This window comes from Enterobacter sp. RHBSTW-00175 (assembly GCF_013927005.1).
GTDB lineage: Bacteria > Pseudomonadota > Gammaproteobacteria > Enterobacterales > Enterobacteriaceae > Enterobacter.
Window position 1 is genome coordinate 4,194,865 of the sequence record NZ_CP055930.1, and the last position, 21,596, is coordinate 4,216,460.

The window sequence follows — 21,596 nt, forward strand, 5'->3', positions numbered from 1 at the left end:
TATCTCGCGACATGTTTAATTTTCCCGCACAGGCGGGATTTTTTTTGCCCGGAGTTTGCATATGGCAGTAATCAGAGGTTCGAAAGGAGGCGGTGGCGGCGGTGATAAAGGTGGCAATCGTGGTACCGAGATTGCCTCTGTAGCGTACATGAAAATTCTGCTTGCGCTGACCGAGGGGGAAGCTGCAGGAGACTTTACCGGTAAAGATATTTATCTCGATGGCACTCCACTGCTTGATGATGCTGGCAATGAAAACTTTCCAGGTGTGACGTGGGAGTGGCGCAGCGGAACGTTGGACCAGGACTATATTGCTGGCTTCCCGGCCGTTGAGAACGAAATAAGCATCGGCACGGAACTGAAATACGGGACACCGTGGGTTAAATCCATTAACAACACCCAACTATCGGCCGTGCGTTTGCGTTTTAAATTTCCGAACGGCGTTTATTCACTGCGCGACAGTGGTGGGAAGAATGGATATCGGATTGAGTTCGCTATCGATATTTCAACCGATGGCAGTTCCTACGTTGAATACGGTAAGGATGCAGCGGACGGTATTGCAGATACCGGGTATGAGCGGAGCTATCGAATCGACCTGCCTGCAGCGACATCCGGCTGGCAAATCCGTGTCCGACGCCTGACTGAAAATACCAGCGACGGGCGACATGCGGATACTTCTCGTATTGAGTCGATGACAGATATTGTCGATGCCAAGCTGCGCTATCCGCACACATCGCTGCTGTTTATCCAGTTCGACTCTAAGCTGTTTGACGGCAGAACGCCAAACGTCACCGTAGGAATGAAGGGAATAATCGTCCGCGTACCGGCGAATTACGATCCTGTTTCCCGTACCTACAGTGGCATCTGGGACGGAACGTTTAAGTGGGCCTGGACAAACAACCCTGCCTGGATTTTTTACGATCTTGTGCTGAACAAGCGATACGGACTGGGAAAACGGATCACTGCGGATTTAGTTGATAAATGGACCCTGTACCAGATAGCACAGTATTGCGATGCACCTGTTTCTGACGGTGCCGGCGGGAAAGAGGCGCGGTATCTCTGCGATTTGTACATTTCTCAGCGTACCGATGCATGGACCGTGCTGATGGATTTGGCGAACATCTTCAGAGGGATGATCAGCTGGTCCAACAATCTTCTGTCGGTTGACGCGGATATGCCCCGCGAGCTGGATCCTGATTTTGTGTTCAATAAGTCGAATATAGTGGGCGCGTTTAATTTCTCCAGCACATCGGAGAAGACGAACTACTCATCAGCAATCGTCACCTACAGCAATCCCGCAAACGGCTATCAGGACGATCAGGCCAGTGCCTGGGTACCGGAAGTCTCGAACCGTTTCGGGTTTAATACCATAGAGATGTCCCGCATCGGGTGTACGCGGGAATCAGAAGCCCAGAGGCACGGGCTTTACGCTATAGAAACGAATCGAGATGACAATGGCGTGGAATTTAAAACAGGGATGGAAGGGCGTATCCCACGTATAGGCAAGGTTATCGGCATCAATAACGCTCCATTGGTTGGTCGTGACAACGGTGGTCGCGTGGCGGCAGCCTCAGGAACGAAAATAACGCTGGACCGTATTACGACCGCGAAAGCGGGGGACACGCTTATCGTTAACCTGCCCACCGGCAAATCTGAAGGCAGGAAGGTGAAAAGCGTCTCTGGACGCGCCGTGACCGTTGAGACAGCGTACAGCGTTGCTCCAAATGCCGAATCGGCGTGGGTTCTTGACCAGCCTGATTTAGCCATTCAGCTGTTCCGCGTTAAGCGGCTTATGGTTAATTCGGATAACACGGTCACCATTAACGGCCTGCCTTACAATCCGAATAAGTTTCCGCGCGTTGATGACGGGGCCGTGATTGAAGACAGACCCATTAGCGTTGTTCCGCCTCGCGGACAGGGGATGCCGGAAAATATCACTATCTCCAGCGTGTACCGTGTTGAACAGGGGATAGGCATCACCACGATGGTTGTTACGTGGGATACCGTCAAAAATGCCGTTGCCTATGAGGCGCAGTGGCGTCAGAACAACGGCGACTGGATTAATGTTCCGCGCACCGGCAACACGCGCTTTGAGGTCGACGGGATTTATGCCGGTCGCTACGTGGTTAGAATCCGCGCGGTTAACGCGCTCGATATTGCCTCGCTCTGGGCTACGTCAGCCGAGACGGAGCTTACGGGTAAGGTCGGAAAACCACCGATGCCCGTGAATCTCGCTACACAGCCTTTAGTATTTGGGATCGGTATATCCTGGGGATTTCCGACCGGGGCGCAGGACACGCAGAAGACAGAAATCCACTACAGCGCCACGGCGAACGGTGATTCCCCGCTACTGCTGGCAGACGTGCCTTATCCCTCATCGTCCTACCAGCAGATGGGACTGCTTGCCGGAAAAACATTCTGGTACCGGGCAAGGCTCGTTGATCGCTTAGGCAACCAGAGCGACTGGACCGAATGGGTTCGTGGCCAGTCCAGCGTGGATATATCGGATATCACTGATGCAATCCTCGAGGACATCAAAGGTTCTGAAAGCTTTAAGGACCTGATCGAGGATGCCGTGGCCAGCAGTGACAAACTGGCTGAACTGACTGATGCGATTAAGGAGAATGCTGAGGGGCTGGCGGCTGCTGTAGGCTCGAACAAGCAGACGGCGGAAGCCATTATTGGCAACGCGCTGGCCATCGCTGATGTCGTTGTTCGTCAGACGGCGCAGCAGGGTGCCAACACTGCCACCTTCGAGCAGCTCCGGGAAGTGATTGCCACGGAAACGGAAGCGCGTGTTACTGACGTCACCCGGCTGGAGGCGGAAACGGCAGACAATGCGGCAGGCATTACAGAGGTCAGGCAGGCGCTGTCCGATGAAACGCAGGCCAGGGCCACCGCAGTTGACCAGCTCACTGCCGCGACCCAAGTAATTTCCGACAAAGCGGATGCTGCCGGACAGACCAGCTCGCAGAACAGCGCGGATATCACCAGTTTGCAGCAGGTTGTAACGGATACCACATCGTCTATGGCATCCCGCCTGGATGAGCTGGGAGCCAGAACCGATACGGCAAATGGCGCTATCCAGAACAACGCGATTGCGCTTATCACCAGTACGCTTGCTCAGGCGAATCAGCGAATGACCCTGAGCGTGCAGTACGGTGACAACAAAGCCAGTATTGAACGCGTTGATAATGTCATGGCTGATGCCAGCAAAGCCGTTTCCGAATCGCTGAAAACGCTGGACTCAAGTGCCGGTGGGAACACGGCGAACGTCACTGACCTTTCTAAAACCCTGGCTGATTTCACCCAGGCTACCGCAACGCAAATCAACTCGCTTAAGGTCACGGTTAACGGTCAACAGGCCGCTATTGTCCAGAACGCTCAGGTGTCGGCAGATATCAATAACAACCTGAATGCGATGTACAGCATTAAGGTCGCTGTTGATTCTAATAATAACCAGTACGTAGCGGGGATGGGGATTGGTGTTCAGAATACGCCAGCGGGTATGCAGACGCAGGTGCTCTTCCTGGCTGACCGCTTCGCTGTAATGACCCAGGCGGGCGGGACCGTGACTCTGCCGTTTGTTATCCAGAACGGACAGGTCTTCATAAACGATGTCCTAATTAAAGACGCCACGATTACCCGGGCAAAACTGGCTGAAACAATCAGTTCGGTTAATTACGTTCAGGGACTGGCAGGGTTATCAATAAACTTCAGAACGGGGACGCTTGAGAACTACGGTTCGACAACTGGCGAAGGGGCCATGAAACAAACAAACCAGACAATCAGCGTCAGGGATTCCAGTAACGTGCTGAGGGTACAGATCGGGAGAATTACCGGTACATGGTAAATACGGGGCCTCATATGAGGGCCTGATTTTTAGGGTGAAAAGTATGGCTGAATACGGTGTTCAAACATGGGACGCGTCCGGCAAGGTTAACAACTACGGCATCAAACCAGTCAGTGTGAGTGGCACTCTCCAGCTGGCCGTTAACCAGAAAACAGGCTCTTATTCCGTGCCACTTCCCCCGGGCTGTAAGCTGACTTATTTCCAGATCATGAATGATGATCAGTGGGGAACGGGGCGGCGAAAGGTCACCCTCTCAGGGGGTACCGCAACTGTTTCGGCGGCCGGTGATACTGACTACTCAGCTGGAACGGAGCCCGCGGCTGCGGCTTATTTAATTTTCCAGATAGAGAAGGTTTAAATGGCGCAGTATGGGGTTTTACTGGCGACAACGAGCGGTGAAGTGTGGGTGACATCAAACAGCACACCCATCGCATTACAGGCTCGCAAAACGGCTGCTTTGCAAGGTACATCGGGGTTTAACACCCAGGTTACGCATACTTTCACCGCGGGTCAGCCGGTTGTGGCTTTTGTCCATTGCACGGTCGAAGTGGAGATCACCCAGAAGATTAGCGGAAACACAATCACCGTCGATTTTCTCAGACCAGGGGGGACGGGTACGGCCTATGTGTACTTTTTCTCAATCTTCCCGCAGACAAAACCGGATTATGGCCTGGCCGTCTGGGATGCTTCAGGGACGCTGATTTTAACAAACGAGACACGCACACTGAGTGACGTAGTCACTCTCGGCACCGCGGGGGTAGATGCCAGCTCAGGCTATAACATCAATACAACCAGGGCGGGGAAATGGGCCTGTATGCCTGTGATGCTCGGGCTGATCACCGGGGTAATTTCATCGGGAGGGCAGCCCCTGCCGTACGCAGCAATATACAAGAGCATGGCAAAACTTGAAGGCAGCAATACGCGTATTTACGCCCGGCCGCAGACGACACCCACTGGAAGTCTTCAAAATGTCGCGTACTCAAACATGAGAAACGTGATTATGGCCATCAACTGCGAAAACTATGATTGATCGTTTTAAACGATCAATAACGGATAATTGATCTATCGAATCAATTATATCCCACTGATTCATATTGCTATTGTGTCTCTTCATGAATACCCCTGGGATATCATAAATATGAAAAAGCTAATTTGCTGCCTGGCTGCGGTTATCTTGCTGTCCGGCTGCACTGGCGTTCTTGAGAGACAGCAACCCGTATGCACAGGAACGGCCATGATTGGCGGGCAGGAAAATACCGTGCAGATTTATGGCGTCCGAAAACAAAATAATCAGACGCAGTATCGTGCCGGATACCCCTTCAACTGGAACTGGATGAGTGCAAACACGTTCACCAGTACCACCTGTAAATAAACCATTCTGATTAATATCAACCCCGCCCCGGCGGGGTTTTTTATTGCGTGGAGAAAATATGATTTACACAACAGGCACAATTGCGATCAGCGGCAATACACTTACCGGAACGGGTACAGCCTTTAATGCTGCGGGCTCGCTTATCCGCAACGGATGCACTGTCATCGCGCTGACCAGTCCCGCCCAGGTATTCCAGATTACCGCTATCGGCGGGGCAACCAGTCTCACCGTGACACCTGCGGCAAGCCCTGCCATCCCTGCGGGGACGAAGTATTCGATTTTGCTTAGCGACAGCCTGAGTGTGGATGGCCTGGCGCAGGATATTGCTGAAACGTTCACGATGTACCAGCGTTACATGAGCGGTTTCGCTGATGTAATGAACGGTACTACAGACGTCACCATCACGATTAACGGCGTAGCTGTCACGGTACCGGGTCAGAAATCACTGGCGAAGAAAGGGGCAAACAGCGACATCACCAGCCTTTCCGGGCTGACTACCGCGCTCAGCGTTGGCCAGGGTGGCACTGGTGCGAAAACCAAGGAAGACGCTCGCACAAACCTTGGTTTAGGAAGTACTGATTCGCCGACCTTCTCTTCCATCGAATTATCAGCCGCATCGCCATTCCTCGATTTTCATTACGGCTCTACCAGTAATGATTATTCTGCAAGACTATGGGCATCAGGAACCACAAGCCTGGAACTGAAAGGCGGCACAGGTGGCGGAACGGGCATACTTCAGGTTGAAGGCGGTTATCAGTGTCGTTCCGGGACAAAAGGCAGTTACAGTGCGAGTGCGTTTAACATGCTCTGGACCAGTGGGGCTATGCGTCTTTATGTCGACACCAGTGACGTTGGTGCGATCACCGTTACTTCATCGGACCGGGAGCTGAAAGAGAATATCGTCTATCAGACCGACCGGGAAAAGGCAGCAGATGAAGTGAGCAGATGGCAGGTTGCTCTCTTCGATATGAAAGCCAGGGGAGTTCTCGATAAGAAACCGGGGCAGCTCGGCTTCATCGCTAACGACATGAAGGAGATCTCCCCTGAGGTTGTGAAAGGTACGGGCCTGCCTGCCGGGATTAACCTCGAAAGCGACGATCTCTCTGGCATGTACTATCTTGACCCAATGGCAGCTATCGCAAAACTGACCCTGACTATCCAGCATATGCAAGGGGAGCTGGTGGAGTTGAAACAGCTGCTTAATACACAGAAACCCTAAAATTGCTCACCAGGCAGATAGCTCTGCCTAGTATTTGAGTCATTTACATTAGCTCAGATTTGACCTAACACAGCTATGGCAGAGAGCCAAACCTAATCTGACAGACAGCTTTGTGCTGTGAGTTCAATGGGTCGATGCAACGCTATCCTTAATCAAGGGGGTGTTGCCATGAAACGAAGAACGCGTATTAACTACACGCCAGAACAGAAAGCGATTATCTGGGACAGGTACAAGCAAGGTGATTCCCTGCATGATATCGCCAGAATGTTCGACCGATATCATTCTTCTATTATGCCCACTATCCACCAGACTGGTGGATATCGTCCCCCTGTCCGAAAACGGCATCCGTTAGCTCTTTCACTTGATGAAAGAGAGGAAATATCCAGAGCGCTGGTAGCAAAAATCAGCATCAGGGCGATCGCAAACAAGCTATCGAGAGCCCCCTCAACGATTAGCCGCGAGATCAAGAGGCACGGTGGTACAAAACAATACCGTGCATCAAAAGCGGATACTGCTGCGTGGGAAAATGCTCTGAGACCAAAACCTTGCAAGCTAATTGAAAGACCCACACTGTGTAAAATCATCGCAGAGAAGATGCATCAGGACTGGTCGCCGGAACAAATCGCCGGTTGGCTGAAACGCTGTTATCCGGATAATCAGGAAATGCATGTGTCACACGAAACGATATATAAAACGCTTTTTATACAAACCCGGGGTGCATTAAAAAAAGAACTGCAGCAATGCCTCAGAAGCGGAAGAGTCGTGCGTAGATCCAGAACATCATCCCTTAAAGGGAAAGGATTAGGGTCAATCCCGGATACGATTTCTATCAGCGAAAGGCCACCTGAAGCCGCTGACAGAGCCATACCAGGTCACTGGGAGGGTGACCTGATCCAGGGCTCTAAAAACTCCTATATCGTCACCCTCCTAGAACGTCATTCCCGTTTTGTTATGCTGGCCAAGGTCAGGGACAACAAGACCATAACGGTTATATCTGCTCTCATCAAACAAGCCCGGGAATTACCTGCTGAGCTTTATAAAACATTAACATGGGACCGGGGCGCTGAAATGACCAGCCACACCCGGTTTACTGTAGCCACAGATATTCAGGTTTACTTCTGCGATCCTCAATCCCCTTGGCAACGCGGCTCCAATGAAAATACAAACAGATTGCTCAGGCAGTATTTTCCAAAAGGAACTGACTTATCGGTTCACAGCCAGCAAAGACTAAACAGTGTTGCCAGGCAGCTCAACGAGAGGCCAAGAAAAACGCTAGACTATGAATCACCCGCAGAGCGTTTTAACCAATGTGTTGCATCCATCGGTTGAACTCACAGCCAGAAGCGGACGTTCGCAATTTATTTAAATGCATCGCACAGCAAAATTCTTTTACCAGCAACTTCATCCCTTACAAGGGTCATGACGGATAAGACGCTCGCGGCAAACATCCAGAATTTCGTCAGCAAGAGCGGAATTATCTGGGCAGGCGCGAGACAGCACCAGGGCACCAACAAGATGCGCGATGGTATTTATCAGGTCAGCGCGCGTGCCGTTTTCAGTTCCTAAAACTTCCAGTTGCCGTTCAATTCCGGCTGCAAACGTCTCTTTGATTGACTCAGATTGACGAGCTGCATCAGTACCCAGAGCCGACATCACGCAGCCTTTTCCCATGTCATCACGATGTTGTCGGGAGAGATAATATTCAATAAATTTTTCCCTATTAGCACCCTCCGTTTTTTCTGCAGATCGCGTAAAACCGGAGTTCATGGCTTCAGACAGTAAATCAGCCTTGGAACCAAAGTGCTTATAAAAGCCACCGTGAGTTAATCCTGCCTCAGACATCAGTTCCGATATCCCGATACCATCGTAACCGCGCTCACGAAAAAGTTCTGATGCCGTTTCAACAACTCGTATCCTGTTCTCGCGAACCTGTTCTTTTGACACTTTCACGTTTCGACCCTCTTAAAATAGAGCCTGATTATACATTGATGATGATCATAATCAAACAAGTTGACTTTTTTGATTATGATCATCATCATTAAATAAACACATCGACCACCCCTTTAGCAGGCGAATAAACATGACTAAACAGGCATTATTTCAGTCCTACGATCTTGGCCCCATAACACTTGCCAACCACATTGTGATGGCCCCCCTGACGCGTAACCGAGCCGGTGCAGGGCTAGTCCCGAGCGGACTGGCAGCAACTTACTACGCCCAGCGCGCTACCGCAGGATTGTTGATTACCGAAGCCACGCAAATATCACCACAAGCGCAGGGTTATCAGGATACGCCGGGGATCTATACGCAAGCTCAAATAGAGGGTTGGCGCAAAGTGACTGACGCGGTCCATGCCAAAGGTGGGCGTATATTTGTTCAGCTCTGGCACGTAGGGCGAATTTCGCATGTCGATTTACAGCCTGGTGGCGCTGCACCAGTCGCACCGTCCGCTATTCGCGCTGAGACGAAAACCTTTGTGAACAACGGATTTGCTGATGTTTCTGAACCACGTGCGCTGGAGGTGGAGGAAATAAAGGGGATCATCGATGATTTTAGAAAGGCAGCTGCCAATGCCATTGCCGCCGGGTTTGACGGAGTCGAAATCCATGGTGCGAATGGTTATCTGCTGGAACAGTTCCTTAAAGATGGCGCAAATCAGCGTACCGATGAATACGGCGGCTCTGTAGAGAACCGTGCTCGCCTGCTTTTAGAAGTCACTGCTGCCGTAAAAGATGAGATCGGCGCAGATCGCACCGGCGTGCGCATTTCGCCGGTATCTCCTGCTAATGCAATTTCGTGCAGCGATCCGCAGCCACAATATGACTACCTCGCTGAACAACTCAATGCATTAGGCATTGTGTACCTCCATGTGGTTGAAGGTGCTACGGGCGGCCCGCGAGATGTATCACCGTTCGATTACGACGCACTACGCCAGCGCTTTAAAAACACCTGGATCGGCAACAATGGCTATGACCTGGCGCTGGCGTCCACTCAACTTGCGCAAGGCAAAGCCGATCTGTTCGCGTTTGGTCGCCCGTTCATCTCCAATCCGGATCTGGTCGAAAGGCTGAAGACGGGCGCGCCTCTGGCCCCACTCAATCCTGAAACACTTTATGGCGGTGGCGCGCAAGGCTACACCGATTATCCGTCGCTTGCCGAGAGCAGCAAGTAGATCTGTGGTGTCACGGTTCTACATATATCGCGCAGTGCGAATTCTGTTTACACATTATGAAAGAAGATCAACATGACTAAAGTTTCAGTTCTCATTACAGGTGCCTCCACGGGTATTGGTGCTGTCTACGCTGAACGGTTTGCCCGCCGGGGTCACGACCTTGTTCTGGTTGCACGTGACAAAGCGAAGTTAGAGATACTGGCCGAGCGCCTGCAACAGGAAAATGACATTTCTGTCGACGTTCTGCCTGCCGACCTCACGCGAGCGAGTGATTTAGCTGTGGTTGAAGCTCGCCTGCGTGAAGACACACAGATTGGCATTCTTATCAATAACGCGGGTATCGCGCAGTCCGGTAGTTTTACAGAGCAGACGCCTGAATCCATAGAAAGTCTCATCGCACTCAACGTCACTGCCCTGACAAGGCTTGCCAGTGCTGTGGCTCCTCGGTTTGTAAAAGCCGGAGAGGGGTCGATCGTCAATATCAGTTCTATCGTCGGACTCGCCCCGGAATTTGCCATGACGGTGTACGGCGCAACCAAAGCCTTTGTTCTTTTCCTGTCTCAGGGAATGAATGCAGAGCTGTCATCTAAAGGCATATATATTCAGGCTGTGCTGCCTGCCGGCACTTACACGGAAATTTGGGACCGTGCGGGTATCGATATCAGTAACTCGGCAAAATTCATGGAAGTTGGCGAGTTAGTGGATGCCGCACTGGTTGGCTTTGATCGCCGTGAGCTTGTCACCATCCCACCACTACAGAAGGCTGAACGCTGGGACACTCTCGATACCTCGCGTCAGACTTTGCTTTCTGACATCAAACAAGATGAAGTTGCTGAACGATATAAAGCACTTTAGTCAATGAGGTACGCTCAGCAGAACGCCCTTTGGTCTGTTCTGCTGAGAAGCAAACAAACCCAACCCCCACCCATTACAGCGTGACGTCTCATCAGCGATGAGAATTCTCAAATAAATCGTGAGGCCTTATTCAGTATGACAAAAAAACGTGTAGCACTGGTTACCGGTGCATCCTCAGGTATCGGCGAAGCGTCTGCTATTAAACTTTTAGCGGCTGGGTATACGGTATATGGCACGAGTCGGCATGGCTCCATGGCGGGAAAGCATCCGTTTCCCTTGCTGACGCTTGATGTAACAGACGACGCTTCTGTCAGGGCCGCCATTGAGGAGTTACTTCGTATGGAGGGCCGCATAGATCTTCTGGTGAACAATGCTGGCTTCGGGATCGCTCCGGCGGCGGCGGAAGAAAGTTCTGTCGAACAGGCAAGACTTATGTTCGACACCAACTTTTTGGGCATCGTCAGGTTGACTCGGGCGGTGATCCCTCACATGCGCCGCCAGGGCAGCGGGCGCATTATTAACATCGGCTCGATACTTGGGGTCGTTCCGTTTCCGTATGTGGCACTTTATGCTGCCAGTAAGTATGCGGTCGAGGGGTATACGGGGGCACTGGATCATGAATTACGCACGCAGGGTATCCGGGTTTCTGTCATCGAACCTGCTTACATGAAAACGCAGTTTGAAGCCAATACGATAGAGCCGGACGCCAGGCTTGAAGAGTATGACCTGATCCGGGCTAAGTTGGCGAAAGTGCTTAGCAAGGCTATGACCGAAGCGGAAAGCCCTGAGATAGTAGGTGATGTTGTGGTTAAAGCCGCTCAGGCTTTACATCCAAAAGTGCGATACACGGCGGGAACGCTGGCCGGTAAATTGAATTTTCTCCTCAGGTTCGCTCCTGCCTCATTCCTGGATAAGGTCGTGCGTAAAAGTCTTCAGTTGGATGCGAAAGGTTAAAAATGAAATTTTCTCAACTGGCTGTTCTGACTGCGGTGTTGTTTTTCATCCTAGCCACAGCATGGATGTTTTTCCCGGAACAGCTTTTAACGCAATGGGGCATTGAGCCCACGCCGGGTACCGACGTTATTTGTCGCCGCTCGGCTGCATTTTTTGCAGGAATAAGTGTTATGTGTTTCCTGGCCAGAAATGCCGGGCCTTCCCCGGCCCGTCATGCTCTGGCCGCGGGTATCAGCACAATAGCGATTATTTCAGCCGTGCTGGGCATCGCTGAATGGCGCGAAGGGCATGTTAGCGGGCAGATCCTTTTTGCCGTATTAATCGAGCTGTTCCTAGGTACCGCCTTTTTACTCAGCAACAAGCCCCCTGTGAAAAATGTTACTGGCAAATACTAAAGGGTAAAGAACAAATGAATAGCAGGACGATGAAAGCCTTTACGTTTAAACGTTATGGTAAATCCCCTGATCCGGGATTCGATGACGTGGATTTTCCTTCCCCCGGTGCTGATGAAATCCTTGTGAAGGTACACGCTGTTGGCCTTAACCCAATTGACAACATGATCCCAACCGGAATGTTTAAGCCGGTATTGCATTTTAAACTCCCTGCGACGCTGGGCAGTGATTTGGCCGGTGTCGTCGTTGCAGTGGGGGCTCGTGTGACCCGTTTTATCCCGGGTGACGAAATTTTTGCCAGTATTTTCGATACGGGAATGGGCTCCCTGGCCGAATTTGTTGTGGTTCCTGAAAGTCTCGCGGCTATTAAACCGGCAAATCTGGATTTTGTGCAGGCAGCTTCACTTCCGATGGTGAGCCTCACATCCTGGCAGGCGTTCACAGAGCGAGCGAATCTGCAGCCTGGACAGAAGGTTTTCATCCCGGCAGGTTCCGGAGGAATTGGGAGCTTTGCGATCCAACTGGCTAAGCACCTTGGTGCGAAGGTGGGAACAACAACAAGTTCAGTGAACGTCGAGTGGGTAAATCGTCTTGGCGCAGATGAAGTGGTCGACTATAAAAATCAGGAATTTGAAAACGTACTGAGTGGCTACGATATTGTTCTGGGCACTGTCAGAGGGGATGCAATTGAAAAGTCCACTCAAATTCTTAAACCTGGCGGAAAGATTATTTCTCTCATCGGGCCGTTAGATGCCGCGTTCGCACAGGCCCGGGGATTGAACTTTTTACTGCGTTTTGTGTTCGGGCTGATGAGTCGTAAGATTATACGTCTTACGAAAAAACGAGGCCTGACCTATTCATTTCTCTTCGTTCGACCTGACGGCGCTCAATTAACTCAAATAAGCAAACTCACAGAAGCGGAACACATCATCCCTGTGATCGACAAGGTTTTTCCCTTTACAGCGACAAAGGATGCTCTTGACTATCTTGCCCGGGGACATGCGAAGGGCAAAGTTGTTGTTATGATACAAGAGTGACAACAACGACGGTTTGCGTCTGCCCACGATAAGAGACAACCGCTAAAGTCTGTTGCCAGGAACTAAATCCGCTGCCTCATGGAAGAGATGCAGCACGTCCGCTGTTCGCTCAAAGCAGACTGTCAGACTTGATTGTGTGCTATTAGTGAAACCGTCAGTTCAAGTCTGAACTAGTACAAGCCATTAATCCCCGGATGCATCCTGCGCGGCAGCATTCACTTTCATTTTCCAGAGACTGTCTTCAGGCATATCAAGACGCACATCGATCCAGCTGTTCAGCGGCACGTCGATTGGAGCCCCCTTCGTTTTCACCATTTCCCCATCGTCGCTTAAGATATATTTGCGCTTGAACAGGCGGATTGTCAGCTCCCCGTTATCGCCTTGCTCAGCCTCTACAATACCGAACTCACCCATTCCGCCCGGATCCATCGGCGGCAGAAGTTGCCAGCCAGAGGATGCCAGACCGGTAGAGCCTGCCAGCACATAAACGCCGACATCGAGGCGGCTTACGTGAACTCCTTCAGCCTCCTCGTTCGCCGTGGCGCAACCACACCAGGAGAAGCCGTCTTCGGCTACATCATCACGCTGATTTTCTTCCTGTGACTTCACGATACGGGCGACCGGTGATGCGGCCTTGAGCGTACCGTCACTGGCCTTTGTGGTATTACCCGTTGTATACGCTTCATGGTAGGTCCATGCAGAACCGCTGTAATATGAGAACCAGGTTCCCCTGAGTGAATAGGACTGGTGAATACGGGTTGGCCTGTTCCCTCTGTTAATGATAAAAGTTGTCAGGTCTGCTGAAACACCAATTTCAGAGTATCCATCACCCGTGGAACCATAAAAACCTGTTGGAGTGCTGCCATCCTGGGTTCGGATACTTGCGCCACTACTAAAAGAAGCACCAAGGCCAAAGGCCCCCACGGTTAATGCTCTGCCTGAAGTGGTGTCTGAAGAGCCAGTCTGGACATCAGCAGTTGCAGCACTTCCTAAACCAACGTTTTCGATAATGCCTTTTGAAGTTTCATCCGATAACGTCACCGGGATTGTTTGAATAAAAAGGTGACTGGAAACATGCAAATAGGATATGTCAGGGTGTCAACAAATGACCAGAACACGGATCTTCAGCGACAGGCGCTTGAACGCGCAGGATGTGAACAGATTTTCGAAGAAAAAATGAGTGGAACAGTGGCGAACAGACCAGCACTGAGAAAGCTCCTCAAAGCTCTTAATGAGGGGGACACGCTGGTGGTCTGGAAACTCGACCGTCTCGGCCGCAGTATGCGCAATCTGGTATTGCTGGTGGATGAACTGCGCCTGCGTGGGATCCACTTCAAGAGCCTCACTGACAGCATTGATACTTCAAGCCCAATGGGGCGTTTCATATTTCACATCATGTCAGCCCTGGCGGAAATGGAAAGAGAACTGATCGTGGAGCGTACCCGTGCAGGTCTGGCAGTTGCGAGGGAGCAGGGAAGGATAGGGGGAAGGCGTTCTAAGCTATCATCGGAACAGTGGGCTCAGGCCGGGAGGCTCATCGCAAATGGAGTGGACAGGAAACGGGTGGCAATAATTTATGATGTGGCTGTGTGCACACTTTATAAAAAATTTCCCGCTCAAAAATGCTGAGGATTAAAGTGGTGATGGCAATTTTACTAAAAAATCGTTCTCCAAAACTCAAGCGTAAGTGCTTGAGTTTATTAGTTTTAGAGATTGCTTTACTGGCAATGACTAATGATCGAAAAATACAATGTAACCATTTGATTTTTAATCATTAATCATTAATTTCACTAACCTTCTTGTTCAGTAAACGTGCGGCGCGCCAGTACACCAGCAGCATCAGGCCCATTACCAGTGTCAGGGTAATGCTGGTGGCAGAGCCGAACGGCCAGTCACGGATGTTAAGGAACTGACTCTTAATGACGTTACCAATGAGCAGGTTTTTCGCCCCGCCCATCAGGTCGGAAACGTAGAACAGCCCCATGGCAGGTAGCATCACCAGCAGACATCCGGCAATAATCCCTGGCATGGTCAGTGGAAGAATGATGCGGATAAAGGTTTGCAGCCTGTTCGCCCCCAGATCCTTCGCGGCTTCCAGCAGCGGCTTGTCGAGCTTTTCAATGCTGGAGTAGAGCGGCATTACCATAAACGGCAGCAATATGTACACCAGACCAATGATCACCGCCCCTGGCGTAAACATGATACGCACAGGCGTATCGATCACTCCAAGCCAGAGCAGAAATTCATTCATGTACCCTTTGGTACTGAGGAATAACTTCAGCCCGTAAATACGGATTAATGAGTTGGTCCAGAAGGGAACAATCAGTAAAAACAGCAACAGGGGACGCACTTTCTGCGGCAGTCGCGCCAGAAACCACGCAAAGGGATAGCCCAATACCAGACAGGCGACAGTCGCTATCAGCGCCATATTGAGCGAATGCAGCAGCACCTCAAAATAGAGCGGGTCGAGCAGGCGTGAGTAGTTGTCCAGCGTAAAGACCAGCGTAACGAAATTGGCATCATCACGGGTTAAGAAGCTGGTCGCAATGATCATCAGGTTGGGTAAAAAGACAAACAACACAAGCCAACCGACGATAGTGGCAATCACCACATTCTGGAATTTACTTGTGTTCTTCATCAGCCAGTACAACCTCCCAGCTTTCTACCCAGTTAATAACCATTTTCTGATTGAGGGAGTGGTCAAAGTCAGGGTCGTCCTCGTTAAAGAATTCGCTGACCATCACCATTTTGCCATTTTCCAGCTCAACCACGGACTCCAGGGTCATCCCTTTGTAGTTCCGTTCCCGGATATAGCCGATAAGCCCTTCGGCATCCGCCTGATGGTGGATCTCATCGACGCGCAAGTCTTCCGGGCGCAGCAGCACATTCAGTTTTTGCCCCGGCTGAACATCAAAGTTCACGTAGATATTGCATTCGCGGCCTTCAACATTTGCCCGCACCCGCTGTTCGTCCAGGCGCTCAATCACCATTGCGTTGAAGATATTGATCTCGCCGATGAAGCTTGCCACAAACAGGTTTTTGGGTTCTTCGTAGATTTCGCGGGGCGTGCCGTCTTGCTCAATTTTGCCGTCACGCATCACCACAATGCGGTCTGACATGGTGAGCGCTTCTTCCTGATCGTGGGTCACGAAGACAAACGTAATGCCAAGCTTACGTTGCAGTGCTTTCAGCTCATTTTGCATCTGTTTGCGCAGTTTATAATCCAGCGCCGAGAGGGATTCATCCAGCAGCAGCAGGCGCGGCTTGTTGACCACGGCGCGTGCAATGGCGACACGCTGCTGTTGGCCACCAGAAAGCTGATGCGGTTTACGCTGGGCAAACTCTTCCAGCTGCACCATTTTCAGCGCGTCGGTTACGCGGGGTGGGATCTCGTTTGCCGGCGTTTTTTGCATCCGCAGGCCAAACGCCACGTTCTCAAATACGGTCATGTGCGGGAACAGGGCATAGCTCTGAAAGACGGTATTGACGTGACGTTCTTCGGCAGGAACCTGGGTTATATTGAGGTTCTCAAGGTGGATGTGGCCGTTATCGACATTTTCCAGCCCGGCGATAAGGCGCAATACGGTTGTTTTGCCGCAGCCTGAAGGGCCAAGCAGCGTAAGAAACTCACCGTCATTGATGGTCAGATTGAGATCGGAAATCACCTCTTTACCATCAAAGCTTTTACGAATTCGTTCCAGTTGCACCAGCGGCGAAAGGGAACGGGGTTGTGTATTCAATTTTTGCGCTGTCCCATATAGACGCTCCGGGTGGCATTCCGAAGCGGGGTTTGTGTGTAACCACCTTGGTGACTCTTAATGAGGGCGGACATTTTACGGCAAACCACTGTAATCGCCAATCCTTGTCACTGATTCATAAGCTACATTTATTATCGCACCTCAGCATAAACGGAAAAAATTCTCGTTTGCGGGATAAAAGTGACCTGACGCAATATTTGCGTTTTGATGCTTATTGATAATGTTGTCACAAAAAGTGAGGGTGACTGCATGGATAAATTACTTGAGCGTTTTTTACAGTACGTTTCGCTGGATACCCAATCTAAACCGGGTGTCCGACAGGTGCCGAGCACCGAAGGCCAGTGGAAGTTATTAAACCTGCTGAAAGGGCAACTCGAGGAGTTGGGGCTGGTCAACGTCACACTCAGCGATAAAGGCACTGTGATGGGGACGCTGCCTGCGAATGTCGACGCAGATATCCCGGCCATCGGCTTTATTTCCCATGTCGATACCTCACCGGATTTTAGCGGTAAGCATGTTAACCCGCAGATTGTCGAAAACTACCGCGGCGGTGATATTGCGCTGGGCATTGGTGACGAAGTGCTCTCTCCGGTGATGTTCCCGGTATTGCATCAGCTGCTGGGGCAAACGCTGATCACCACCGACGGTAAAACCCTGCTGGGTGCGGATGACAAAGCCGGTGTTGCCGAGATAATGACGGCGCTGGCGGTACTGAAAGGCAAAAATATCCCGCACGGCGATATCCGCGTGGCATTCACGCCAGATGAAGAGGTCGGTAAGGGCGCGAAGCATTTTGATGTTGAAGCCTTTAACGCGCAATGGGCCTATACCGTTGACGGCGGCGGCGTTGGCGAACTGGAGTATGAAAACTTCAATGCGGCGTCGGTCACCATTAAAATTGTGGGCAACAACGTACATCCAGGCTCGGCAAAAGGGGTGATGGTGAATGCGTTGTCGCTGGCGGCACGCATTCATGCAGAAGTCCCGGCAGAAGAGAGCCCGGAACTGACCGAAGGGTATGAGGGGTTCTACCACCTGACCAATATCAAAGGCACCGTGGACAGCGCGCAGATGCACTACATTGTCCGCGATTTCGACCGCAAAGCCTTTGAAGCCCGCAAGCGCAAGATGATGGAAATCGCCAAAAAGGTGGGCAAGGGGCTGCACCCTGATTGCTATATTGAGCTGATCATCGAAGACAGCTATTACAATATGCGCGAGAAGGTGATGGAACATCCGCATATCCTTGATATCGCCCAGCAGGCGATGCGGGACTGCGATATTGAACCCCTGTTGAAACCGATTCGCGGCGGCACCGACGGCTCGCAGCTTTCGTTCATGGGGCTGCCGTGCCCGAACCTGTTTACCGGCGGGTATAACTACCACGGCAAACACGAATTCGTGACGCTGGAAGGCATGGAGAAAGCGGTGAAAGTGATCGTGCGGATCGCGGAGTTAACGGCGAAACGGTAGCCACGTTAAGCCGGGTGGCGGCTGCGCCTTACCCGGCCTACGTTCAAATTTTAGGCCCGGTAAACGCAGCGCCACCGGGCGTTAAGACGACTCAGTCCTCAAAGAACCAATACCCGCTGTTCACCAGCGCGGCCAGCATCGCGAGAAATGACGGGTCTTCCAGCGCATCACCAAAGGTATCGGCAGTCAGCACCATATTGTTGGCGATGGATCCCAGCGCCGGGCGGTGCGGAGAATCCAGCTTCTCGCCGTTAACGAAAACATCTTCGCCAATGCGCAGCACGCGTAATCCACCCAGACGAACCAGCTTATCGCCCTGTTGCAGCGCATCATAAATTTCGTCGGCCTGGTATGGCGGCTCCGGCGGCGCAACGTCCAGCTCGTGACGGGACTGGCTGACAAACTCACCAAACCACTGTCTGAAATGTTCAGGTTCGTTAATCAAATCCAGCATCATCCCGCGCAACTTATCCAGCTCCTGCGGCAGGATATCGGCCGGATGCTCACGTGCCGGTACATCCGGGTCGCTGTAACGATAGCTGCCCAGCTCACGCTGCAACACGTAGTCGGCAAAACCGCTGATCATTTCCCGGCCGCTTGGCGCGCGGAAACCAACGGAGTAGTTCAGGGAGTTTTCCAGCGAGTAGCCTTCATGCGGGAATCCAGGTGGAATATAGAGAATGTCGCCAGGCTCCAGCTCCTCGTCGATAATCCCTTCAAACGGGTCCACCTGGAGCAGGTCAGGATGCGGGCAGTGCTGTTTCATTGGCACTTTCTCACCCACGCGCCAGCGGCGGCGGCCAGTACCCTGAATGATAAACACGTCGTATTGATCCAGATGCGGGCCAACGCCACCGCCGGGCACGGAGAAGGAGATCATCAGATCGTCCATTCGCCAGTCGGGCAGGGCGCGGAACGGACGCATTAACGCTGCGGTAGGTTCATGCCAGTTGTTGACCGCCTGAACCAGTAAAGACCAGTTGTTTTCACCCAGGTGATCGTAGCTTTCGAATGGACCGTGGCTGACTTGCCATTTCCCGTCCTGGTGGCTTACCAGGCGGCTGTCCACTTCGTTTTCCATTGCCAGACCGGCCAGCTCATCAGGCGAGATGGGGTCGACGAAATTGCTGAACCCGCGCTTCAGAACGACCGGGCGTTTTTGCCAGTAGCGTTCAATAAATTCGGGCCAGTTAAGTGTTAAGTGATATTCCATATTTTTTTATTCCGCAGGCTCTTACTGAAACGGATTATAACGGAAGCAGCAGAGACTGGGTGCGAGATCCTCGCATTTTTCACATAACGGATTAACTATCGTTCGATGTGGGTTGTTGACGACCAAAAATAGCTTCCATTCGTGCGCCACCCAGCAAGCTTTCGCCAGTTTCAATCTTGCCATCGTATTGATCAACAATCTCCAGCGCGACAGATAAACCAACGCCCTGGCCCGGGCGCAGCGTGTCGGCTCGTTGCCCGCGGTCAAAAACGACATCGCGTTTATTGCGCGGAATTCCCGGGCCGTCATCCTCAACAATAATATGCAGCTCGTTTTCTGTCTGTCGGGCAGACACCTCCACAAACTCCAGGCAATATTTGCACGCGTTATCGAGCAGATTCCCCATCACTTCCATAAAATCATTTTTCTCACCCACAAAGCTGATTTCCGGGGAGATATCGAGGCTGATATTTACCCCTTTGCGTTGATAAACTTTATTCAGCGCGGAAGTGAGGTTATCCAGCAGAGGAGCAACCGGATGCAATTCACGGCTTAACAATGCACTACCCGAACGCATACTGGCGCGATGCAGGTAATAGCCTATTTGCTGCGAAATACGACTGATCTGCTCAAGCATCACCGGCTCGGCATCATCGACGCTGAGCTTCGCGCTGCGCATTGAGCGTAACGTGCTTTGCATCACCGCAAGCGGTGTTTTCAGGCTGTGTGTCAGGTCGGTGAGGGTGGTGCGGTATTTATCGTAGCGTTCGCGCTCGCTTTTGAGCAGGCGGTTAAGGTTACGTACCAGGCTCGTCAGTTCGCGGGTGGTGTCCGGGTTGAGCTTCTCACGGTGATGCTCTTCCAGTTCGCGCACCTCTTTCGCCAGCGACTCTATAGGGCGCAGGCTCCACCAGGCGGCCAGCCAAAGCAGAGGGATGACCAGCAACAGGTTGGCTGCCAGAACGTAAATGAACCAGCTCCACACCTTATAGGAACGTTTTAGTTCAACCGGAATAGTGTCGATCACCACGATGGTCAACTGCGGCATGTGCGTTGTCGCAGGATAAAGGTTAATGGCGACGGAGTGCGTCATCTCCGTTTCGTTATCATCTGCACGGATCTCATCCAGTCGCTGCTGGAGGGAGAGATCGTTACGGATCAAGGTGCTGGAGGCGTTAAGATCGGCTTCTATTTCATGAAAACCGTTAGTTTTGAGCCACTCCGGGCGGATGCGCTGGACAAGCCATGGAACATCACGCTGCGCCCACAGCAATTTCCCTTTTTCATTGTAAATCAATGCCATGGTAGGGCTTTGCTGATTCAGGTTTTCCGGCATGTCCACGCTGATGTGGTCATCTTCCCACTTTGCCAGGGTGTAAAACAGGTTACTTTCACCGCGCAGCAGGCGAAATGTGGTTTTATCAAAACTAACGCTATACCCGACCAGGGCGACCATACCATAAGACAAGGAGAGCACCAGCACAACGGCTGCGGTCGCCAGCAGAAAACGAACCCGCAGCGAGAGAGGTAAAATATGGCGGAGTATCCTTTTCATTTAGCGTAATTCGAACAGATAACCCTGGCCACGAACGGTGGTTATCACATCCTGGGGATACTGAGCCTGGATTTTTTTACGTAAACGTCCCATCAGCACATCAATGGTGTGGCTCTCGCGCAGTTCGGCATCTGGGTAAAGCTGGAGCATCAGCGAATCTTTGCTCACCACTTTGCCGCTATTGCGGATAAGCGTTTCCATGATGGTGTATTCGAATGCAGTGAGTTTGATGACTTCGTCGTCAATGGAGAATTCACGGCGGGAGAGATCAACCTGGAAGGGAGGAATAGAGATAACCTGCGATGCCAGCCCACTGTTACGACGCAACAGTGCCTGCATCCGCGCGGCCACTTCTTCAATATGGAACGGCTTGGTCACGTAGTCATCTGCGCCAGCACTGAGCACTTCGACTTTATCCTGCCAGCCTTCGCGGGCGGTCAGCACCAGAACCGGCAATGAAACGTCATGACTGCGCCAGCGACGAATCAGCGACAGACCGTCTTCATCCGGCAATCCTAAATCGACGATGGCAATATCAGGCAAGTGTTCATTGAGATAATAATCGGCTTCTTTTGCATCTTCGGCATCATCCACCTGATGTCCCATCTCCTGAAGTTGTACTTTCAGGTGATGGCGTAGCAATGCATTATCTTCAACAACCAATACGCGCATCATCTCTTCTCCCTAAATTAATGGTATGAATAGTTTAACGCCGATTATGTTGTCGTGGGGATAAACATTTATTA

The 21,596-nt window shown here is 51.6% G+C and carries 20 protein-coding genes; 13 read left to right on the forward strand and 7 right to left on the reverse strand.

Annotated features, from left to right (window positions below):
• Positions 1 to 61 precede the first annotated feature (61 nt).
• The 6 genes from HV107_RS20085 to HV107_RS20110 all read left to right on the forward strand — a co-directional run bounded on the left by HV107_RS20085 (position 62) and on the right by HV107_RS20110 (position 7,770).
• On the forward strand, positions 62 to 3,850 hold the full coding sequence (locus HV107_RS20085; protein ID WP_182060538.1) for a phage tail protein: 3,789 nt from the start codon (positions 62 to 64) through the stop codon (positions 3,848 to 3,850).
• Between the two features lie 43 nt (positions 3,851 to 3,893).
• Positions 3,894 to 4,208, forward strand: coding sequence for a hypothetical protein (locus HV107_RS20090; RefSeq protein WP_182060539.1), 315 nt, complete (start codon positions 3,894 to 3,896; stop codon positions 4,206 to 4,208).
• Positions 4,209 to 4,880 carry a hypothetical protein gene (locus tag HV107_RS20095; RefSeq protein WP_182060540.1) on the forward strand — a complete coding sequence of 224 codons (672 nt, stop codon included), beginning with the start codon at positions 4,209 to 4,211 and terminating at the stop codon, positions 4,878 to 4,880.
• Between the two features lie 108 nt (positions 4,881 to 4,988).
• Positions 4,989 to 5,222, forward strand: a complete 234-nt coding sequence (locus HV107_RS20100; protein ID WP_182060541.1) for a cor protein — start codon at positions 4,989 to 4,991, stop codon at positions 5,220 to 5,222.
• A gap of 58 nt (positions 5,223 to 5,280) precedes the next feature.
• Entirely contained in the window at positions 5,281 to 6,441 is a 1,161-nt protein-coding gene (locus tag HV107_RS20105; protein WP_182060542.1) for a tail fiber domain-containing protein, read from the forward strand.
• A 168-nt stretch (positions 6,442 to 6,609) separates the two neighbouring features.
• A complete protein-coding gene (locus tag HV107_RS20110) occupies positions 6,610 to 7,770 on the forward strand; it encodes an IS30 family transposase (RefSeq protein ID WP_182060543.1) in 1,161 nt (386 codons plus the stop codon).
• Between the two features lie 72 nt (positions 7,771 to 7,842).
• Here HV107_RS20110 and HV107_RS20115 read toward each other — a convergent pair whose 3' ends face one another.
• Complete coding sequence (locus HV107_RS20115; RefSeq protein ID WP_182060544.1) at positions 7,843 to 8,391, reverse strand: TetR/AcrR family transcriptional regulator; 549 nt, start codon at positions 8,389 to 8,391, stop codon at positions 7,843 to 7,845.
• Between the two features lie 130 nt (positions 8,392 to 8,521).
• Between HV107_RS20115 and HV107_RS20120 the strand changes: the two genes are divergently transcribed.
• From HV107_RS20120 to HV107_RS20140, 5 genes are all read left to right on the forward strand, one after another.
• Positions 8,522 to 9,613, forward strand: a complete 1,092-nt coding sequence (locus HV107_RS20120) for an alkene reductase (RefSeq protein WP_182060545.1) — start codon at positions 8,522 to 8,524, stop codon at positions 9,611 to 9,613.
• Positions 9,614 to 9,685: 72 nt separating this feature from the next.
• Positions 9,686 to 10,468 (forward strand): SDR family oxidoreductase, encoded by a 783-nt coding sequence (locus HV107_RS20125; RefSeq protein WP_182060546.1) that lies wholly within the window; start codon positions 9,686 to 9,688, stop codon positions 10,466 to 10,468.
• 135 nt (positions 10,469 to 10,603) lie between these two features.
• Positions 10,604 to 11,422, forward strand: coding sequence for an oxidoreductase (locus tag HV107_RS20130; RefSeq protein ID WP_182060547.1), 819 nt, complete (start codon positions 10,604 to 10,606; stop codon positions 11,420 to 11,422).
• A 2-nt stretch (positions 11,423 to 11,424) separates the two neighbouring features.
• Positions 11,425 to 11,817, forward strand: a complete 393-nt coding sequence (locus HV107_RS20135; RefSeq protein WP_182060548.1) for a hypothetical protein — start codon at positions 11,425 to 11,427, stop codon at positions 11,815 to 11,817.
• A gap of 14 nt (positions 11,818 to 11,831) precedes the next feature.
• Positions 11,832 to 12,851: an NADP-dependent oxidoreductase gene (locus HV107_RS20140; protein WP_182060549.1), complete on the forward strand. Its 1,020-nt coding sequence runs from the start codon at positions 11,832 to 11,834 to the stop codon at positions 12,849 to 12,851.
• Positions 12,852 to 13,034: 183 nt separating this feature from the next.
• Here HV107_RS20140 and HV107_RS20145 read toward each other — a convergent pair whose 3' ends face one another.
• Entirely contained in the window at positions 13,035 to 13,892 is an 858-nt protein-coding gene (locus HV107_RS20145) for a phage tail protein (protein WP_259349643.1), read from the reverse strand.
• Between the two features lie 33 nt (positions 13,893 to 13,925).
• Between HV107_RS20145 and HV107_RS20150 the strand changes: the two genes are divergently transcribed.
• Complete coding sequence (locus HV107_RS20150; RefSeq protein ID WP_182060550.1) at positions 13,926 to 14,480, forward strand: recombinase family protein; 555 nt, start codon at positions 13,926 to 13,928, stop codon at positions 14,478 to 14,480.
• Between the two features lie 145 nt (positions 14,481 to 14,625).
• Here the strand turns inward: HV107_RS20150 and potB are convergent, their stop codons facing one another.
• Both potB and potA read right to left on the reverse strand, forming a co-directional pair.
• Positions 14,626 to 15,489, reverse strand: a complete 864-nt coding sequence (gene potB / locus HV107_RS20155; RefSeq protein ID WP_182060551.1) for a spermidine/putrescine ABC transporter permease PotB — start codon at positions 15,487 to 15,489, stop codon at positions 14,626 to 14,628.
• Entirely contained in the window at positions 15,473 to 16,591 is a 1,119-nt protein-coding gene (gene potA / locus HV107_RS20160) for a spermidine/putrescine ABC transporter ATP-binding protein PotA (protein WP_182060552.1), read from the reverse strand. The genes potB and potA overlap by 17 nt, the downstream gene beginning before the upstream one ends.
• Before the next feature lie 267 nt (positions 16,592 to 16,858).
• Here potA and pepT point away from each other — a divergent pair, with 267 nt between their 5' ends.
• Positions 16,859 to 18,082 (forward strand): peptidase T, encoded by a 1,224-nt coding sequence (gene pepT, locus HV107_RS20165; RefSeq protein ID WP_182060553.1) that lies wholly within the window; start codon positions 16,859 to 16,861, stop codon positions 18,080 to 18,082.
• 91 nt (positions 18,083 to 18,173) lie between these two features.
• Here pepT and HV107_RS20170 read toward each other — a convergent pair whose 3' ends face one another.
• The 3 genes from HV107_RS20170 to phoP all read right to left on the reverse strand — a co-directional run bounded on the left by HV107_RS20170 (position 18,174) and on the right by phoP (position 21,522).
• The gene (locus tag HV107_RS20170; RefSeq protein WP_182060554.1) at positions 18,174 to 19,295 is read right to left on the reverse strand and encodes a cupin domain-containing protein; all 1,122 of its coding nucleotides are present in this window, start codon (positions 19,293 to 19,295) and stop codon (positions 18,174 to 18,176) included.
• 91 nt (positions 19,296 to 19,386) lie between these two features.
• Positions 19,387 to 20,850 (reverse strand): two-component system sensor histidine kinase PhoQ, encoded by a 1,464-nt coding sequence (phoQ, locus tag HV107_RS20175; RefSeq protein ID WP_182060555.1) that lies wholly within the window; start codon positions 20,848 to 20,850, stop codon positions 19,387 to 19,389.
• A complete protein-coding gene (phoP, locus tag HV107_RS20180) occupies positions 20,851 to 21,522 on the reverse strand; it encodes a two-component system response regulator PhoP (protein WP_182063557.1) in 672 nt (223 codons plus the stop codon).
• Between the last annotated feature and the right edge of the window lie 74 nt (positions 21,523 to 21,596).

Excerpts from the sequence above, each read along its gene's own strand:
- phoQ (WP_182060555.1), bottom strand. The coding sequence starts at position 20,850 with ATGAAAAGGATACTCCGCCATATTTTACCTCTCTCGCTGCGGGTTCGT.
- HV107_RS20130 (WP_182060547.1), top strand. The coding sequence starts at position 10,604 with ATGACAAAAAAACGTGTAGCACTGGTTACCGGTGCATCCTCAGGTATC.
- HV107_RS20150 (WP_182060550.1), top strand. The coding sequence starts at position 13,926 with ATGCAAATAGGATATGTCAGGGTGTCAACAAATGACCAGAACACGGAT.
- HV107_RS20085 (WP_182060538.1), top strand. The coding sequence starts at position 62 with ATGGCAGTAATCAGAGGTTCGAAAGGAGGCGGTGGCGGCGGTGATAAA.
- HV107_RS20095 (WP_182060540.1), top strand. The coding sequence starts at position 4,209 with ATGGCGCAGTATGGGGTTTTACTGGCGACAACGAGCGGTGAAGTGTGG.
- HV107_RS20140 (WP_182060549.1), top strand. The coding sequence starts at position 11,832 with ATGAATAGCAGGACGATGAAAGCCTTTACGTTTAAACGTTATGGTAAA.
- HV107_RS20110 (WP_182060543.1), top strand. The coding sequence starts at position 6,610 with ATGAAACGAAGAACGCGTATTAACTACACGCCAGAACAGAAAGCGATT.
- HV107_RS20170 (WP_182060554.1), bottom strand. The coding sequence starts at position 19,295 with ATGGAATATCACTTAACACTTAACTGGCCCGAATTTATTGAACGCTAC.
- HV107_RS20100 (WP_182060541.1), top strand. The coding sequence starts at position 4,989 with ATGAAAAAGCTAATTTGCTGCCTGGCTGCGGTTATCTTGCTGTCCGGC.
- HV107_RS20120 (WP_182060545.1), top strand. The coding sequence starts at position 8,522 with ATGACTAAACAGGCATTATTTCAGTCCTACGATCTTGGCCCCATAACA.
- HV107_RS20135 (WP_182060548.1), top strand. The coding sequence starts at position 11,425 with ATGAAATTTTCTCAACTGGCTGTTCTGACTGCGGTGTTGTTTTTCATC.
- phoP (WP_182063557.1), bottom strand. The coding sequence starts at position 21,522 with ATGCGCGTATTGGTTGTTGAAGATAATGCATTGCTACGCCATCACCTG.
- HV107_RS20105 (WP_182060542.1), top strand. The coding sequence starts at position 5,281 with ATGATTTACACAACAGGCACAATTGCGATCAGCGGCAATACACTTACC.
- HV107_RS20090 (WP_182060539.1), top strand. The coding sequence starts at position 3,894 with ATGGCTGAATACGGTGTTCAAACATGGGACGCGTCCGGCAAGGTTAAC.
- potB (WP_182060551.1), bottom strand. The coding sequence starts at position 15,489 with ATGAAGAACACAAGTAAATTCCAGAATGTGGTGATTGCCACTATCGTC.
- HV107_RS20125 (WP_182060546.1), top strand. The coding sequence starts at position 9,686 with ATGACTAAAGTTTCAGTTCTCATTACAGGTGCCTCCACGGGTATTGGT.
- pepT (WP_182060553.1), top strand. The coding sequence starts at position 16,859 with ATGGATAAATTACTTGAGCGTTTTTTACAGTACGTTTCGCTGGATACC.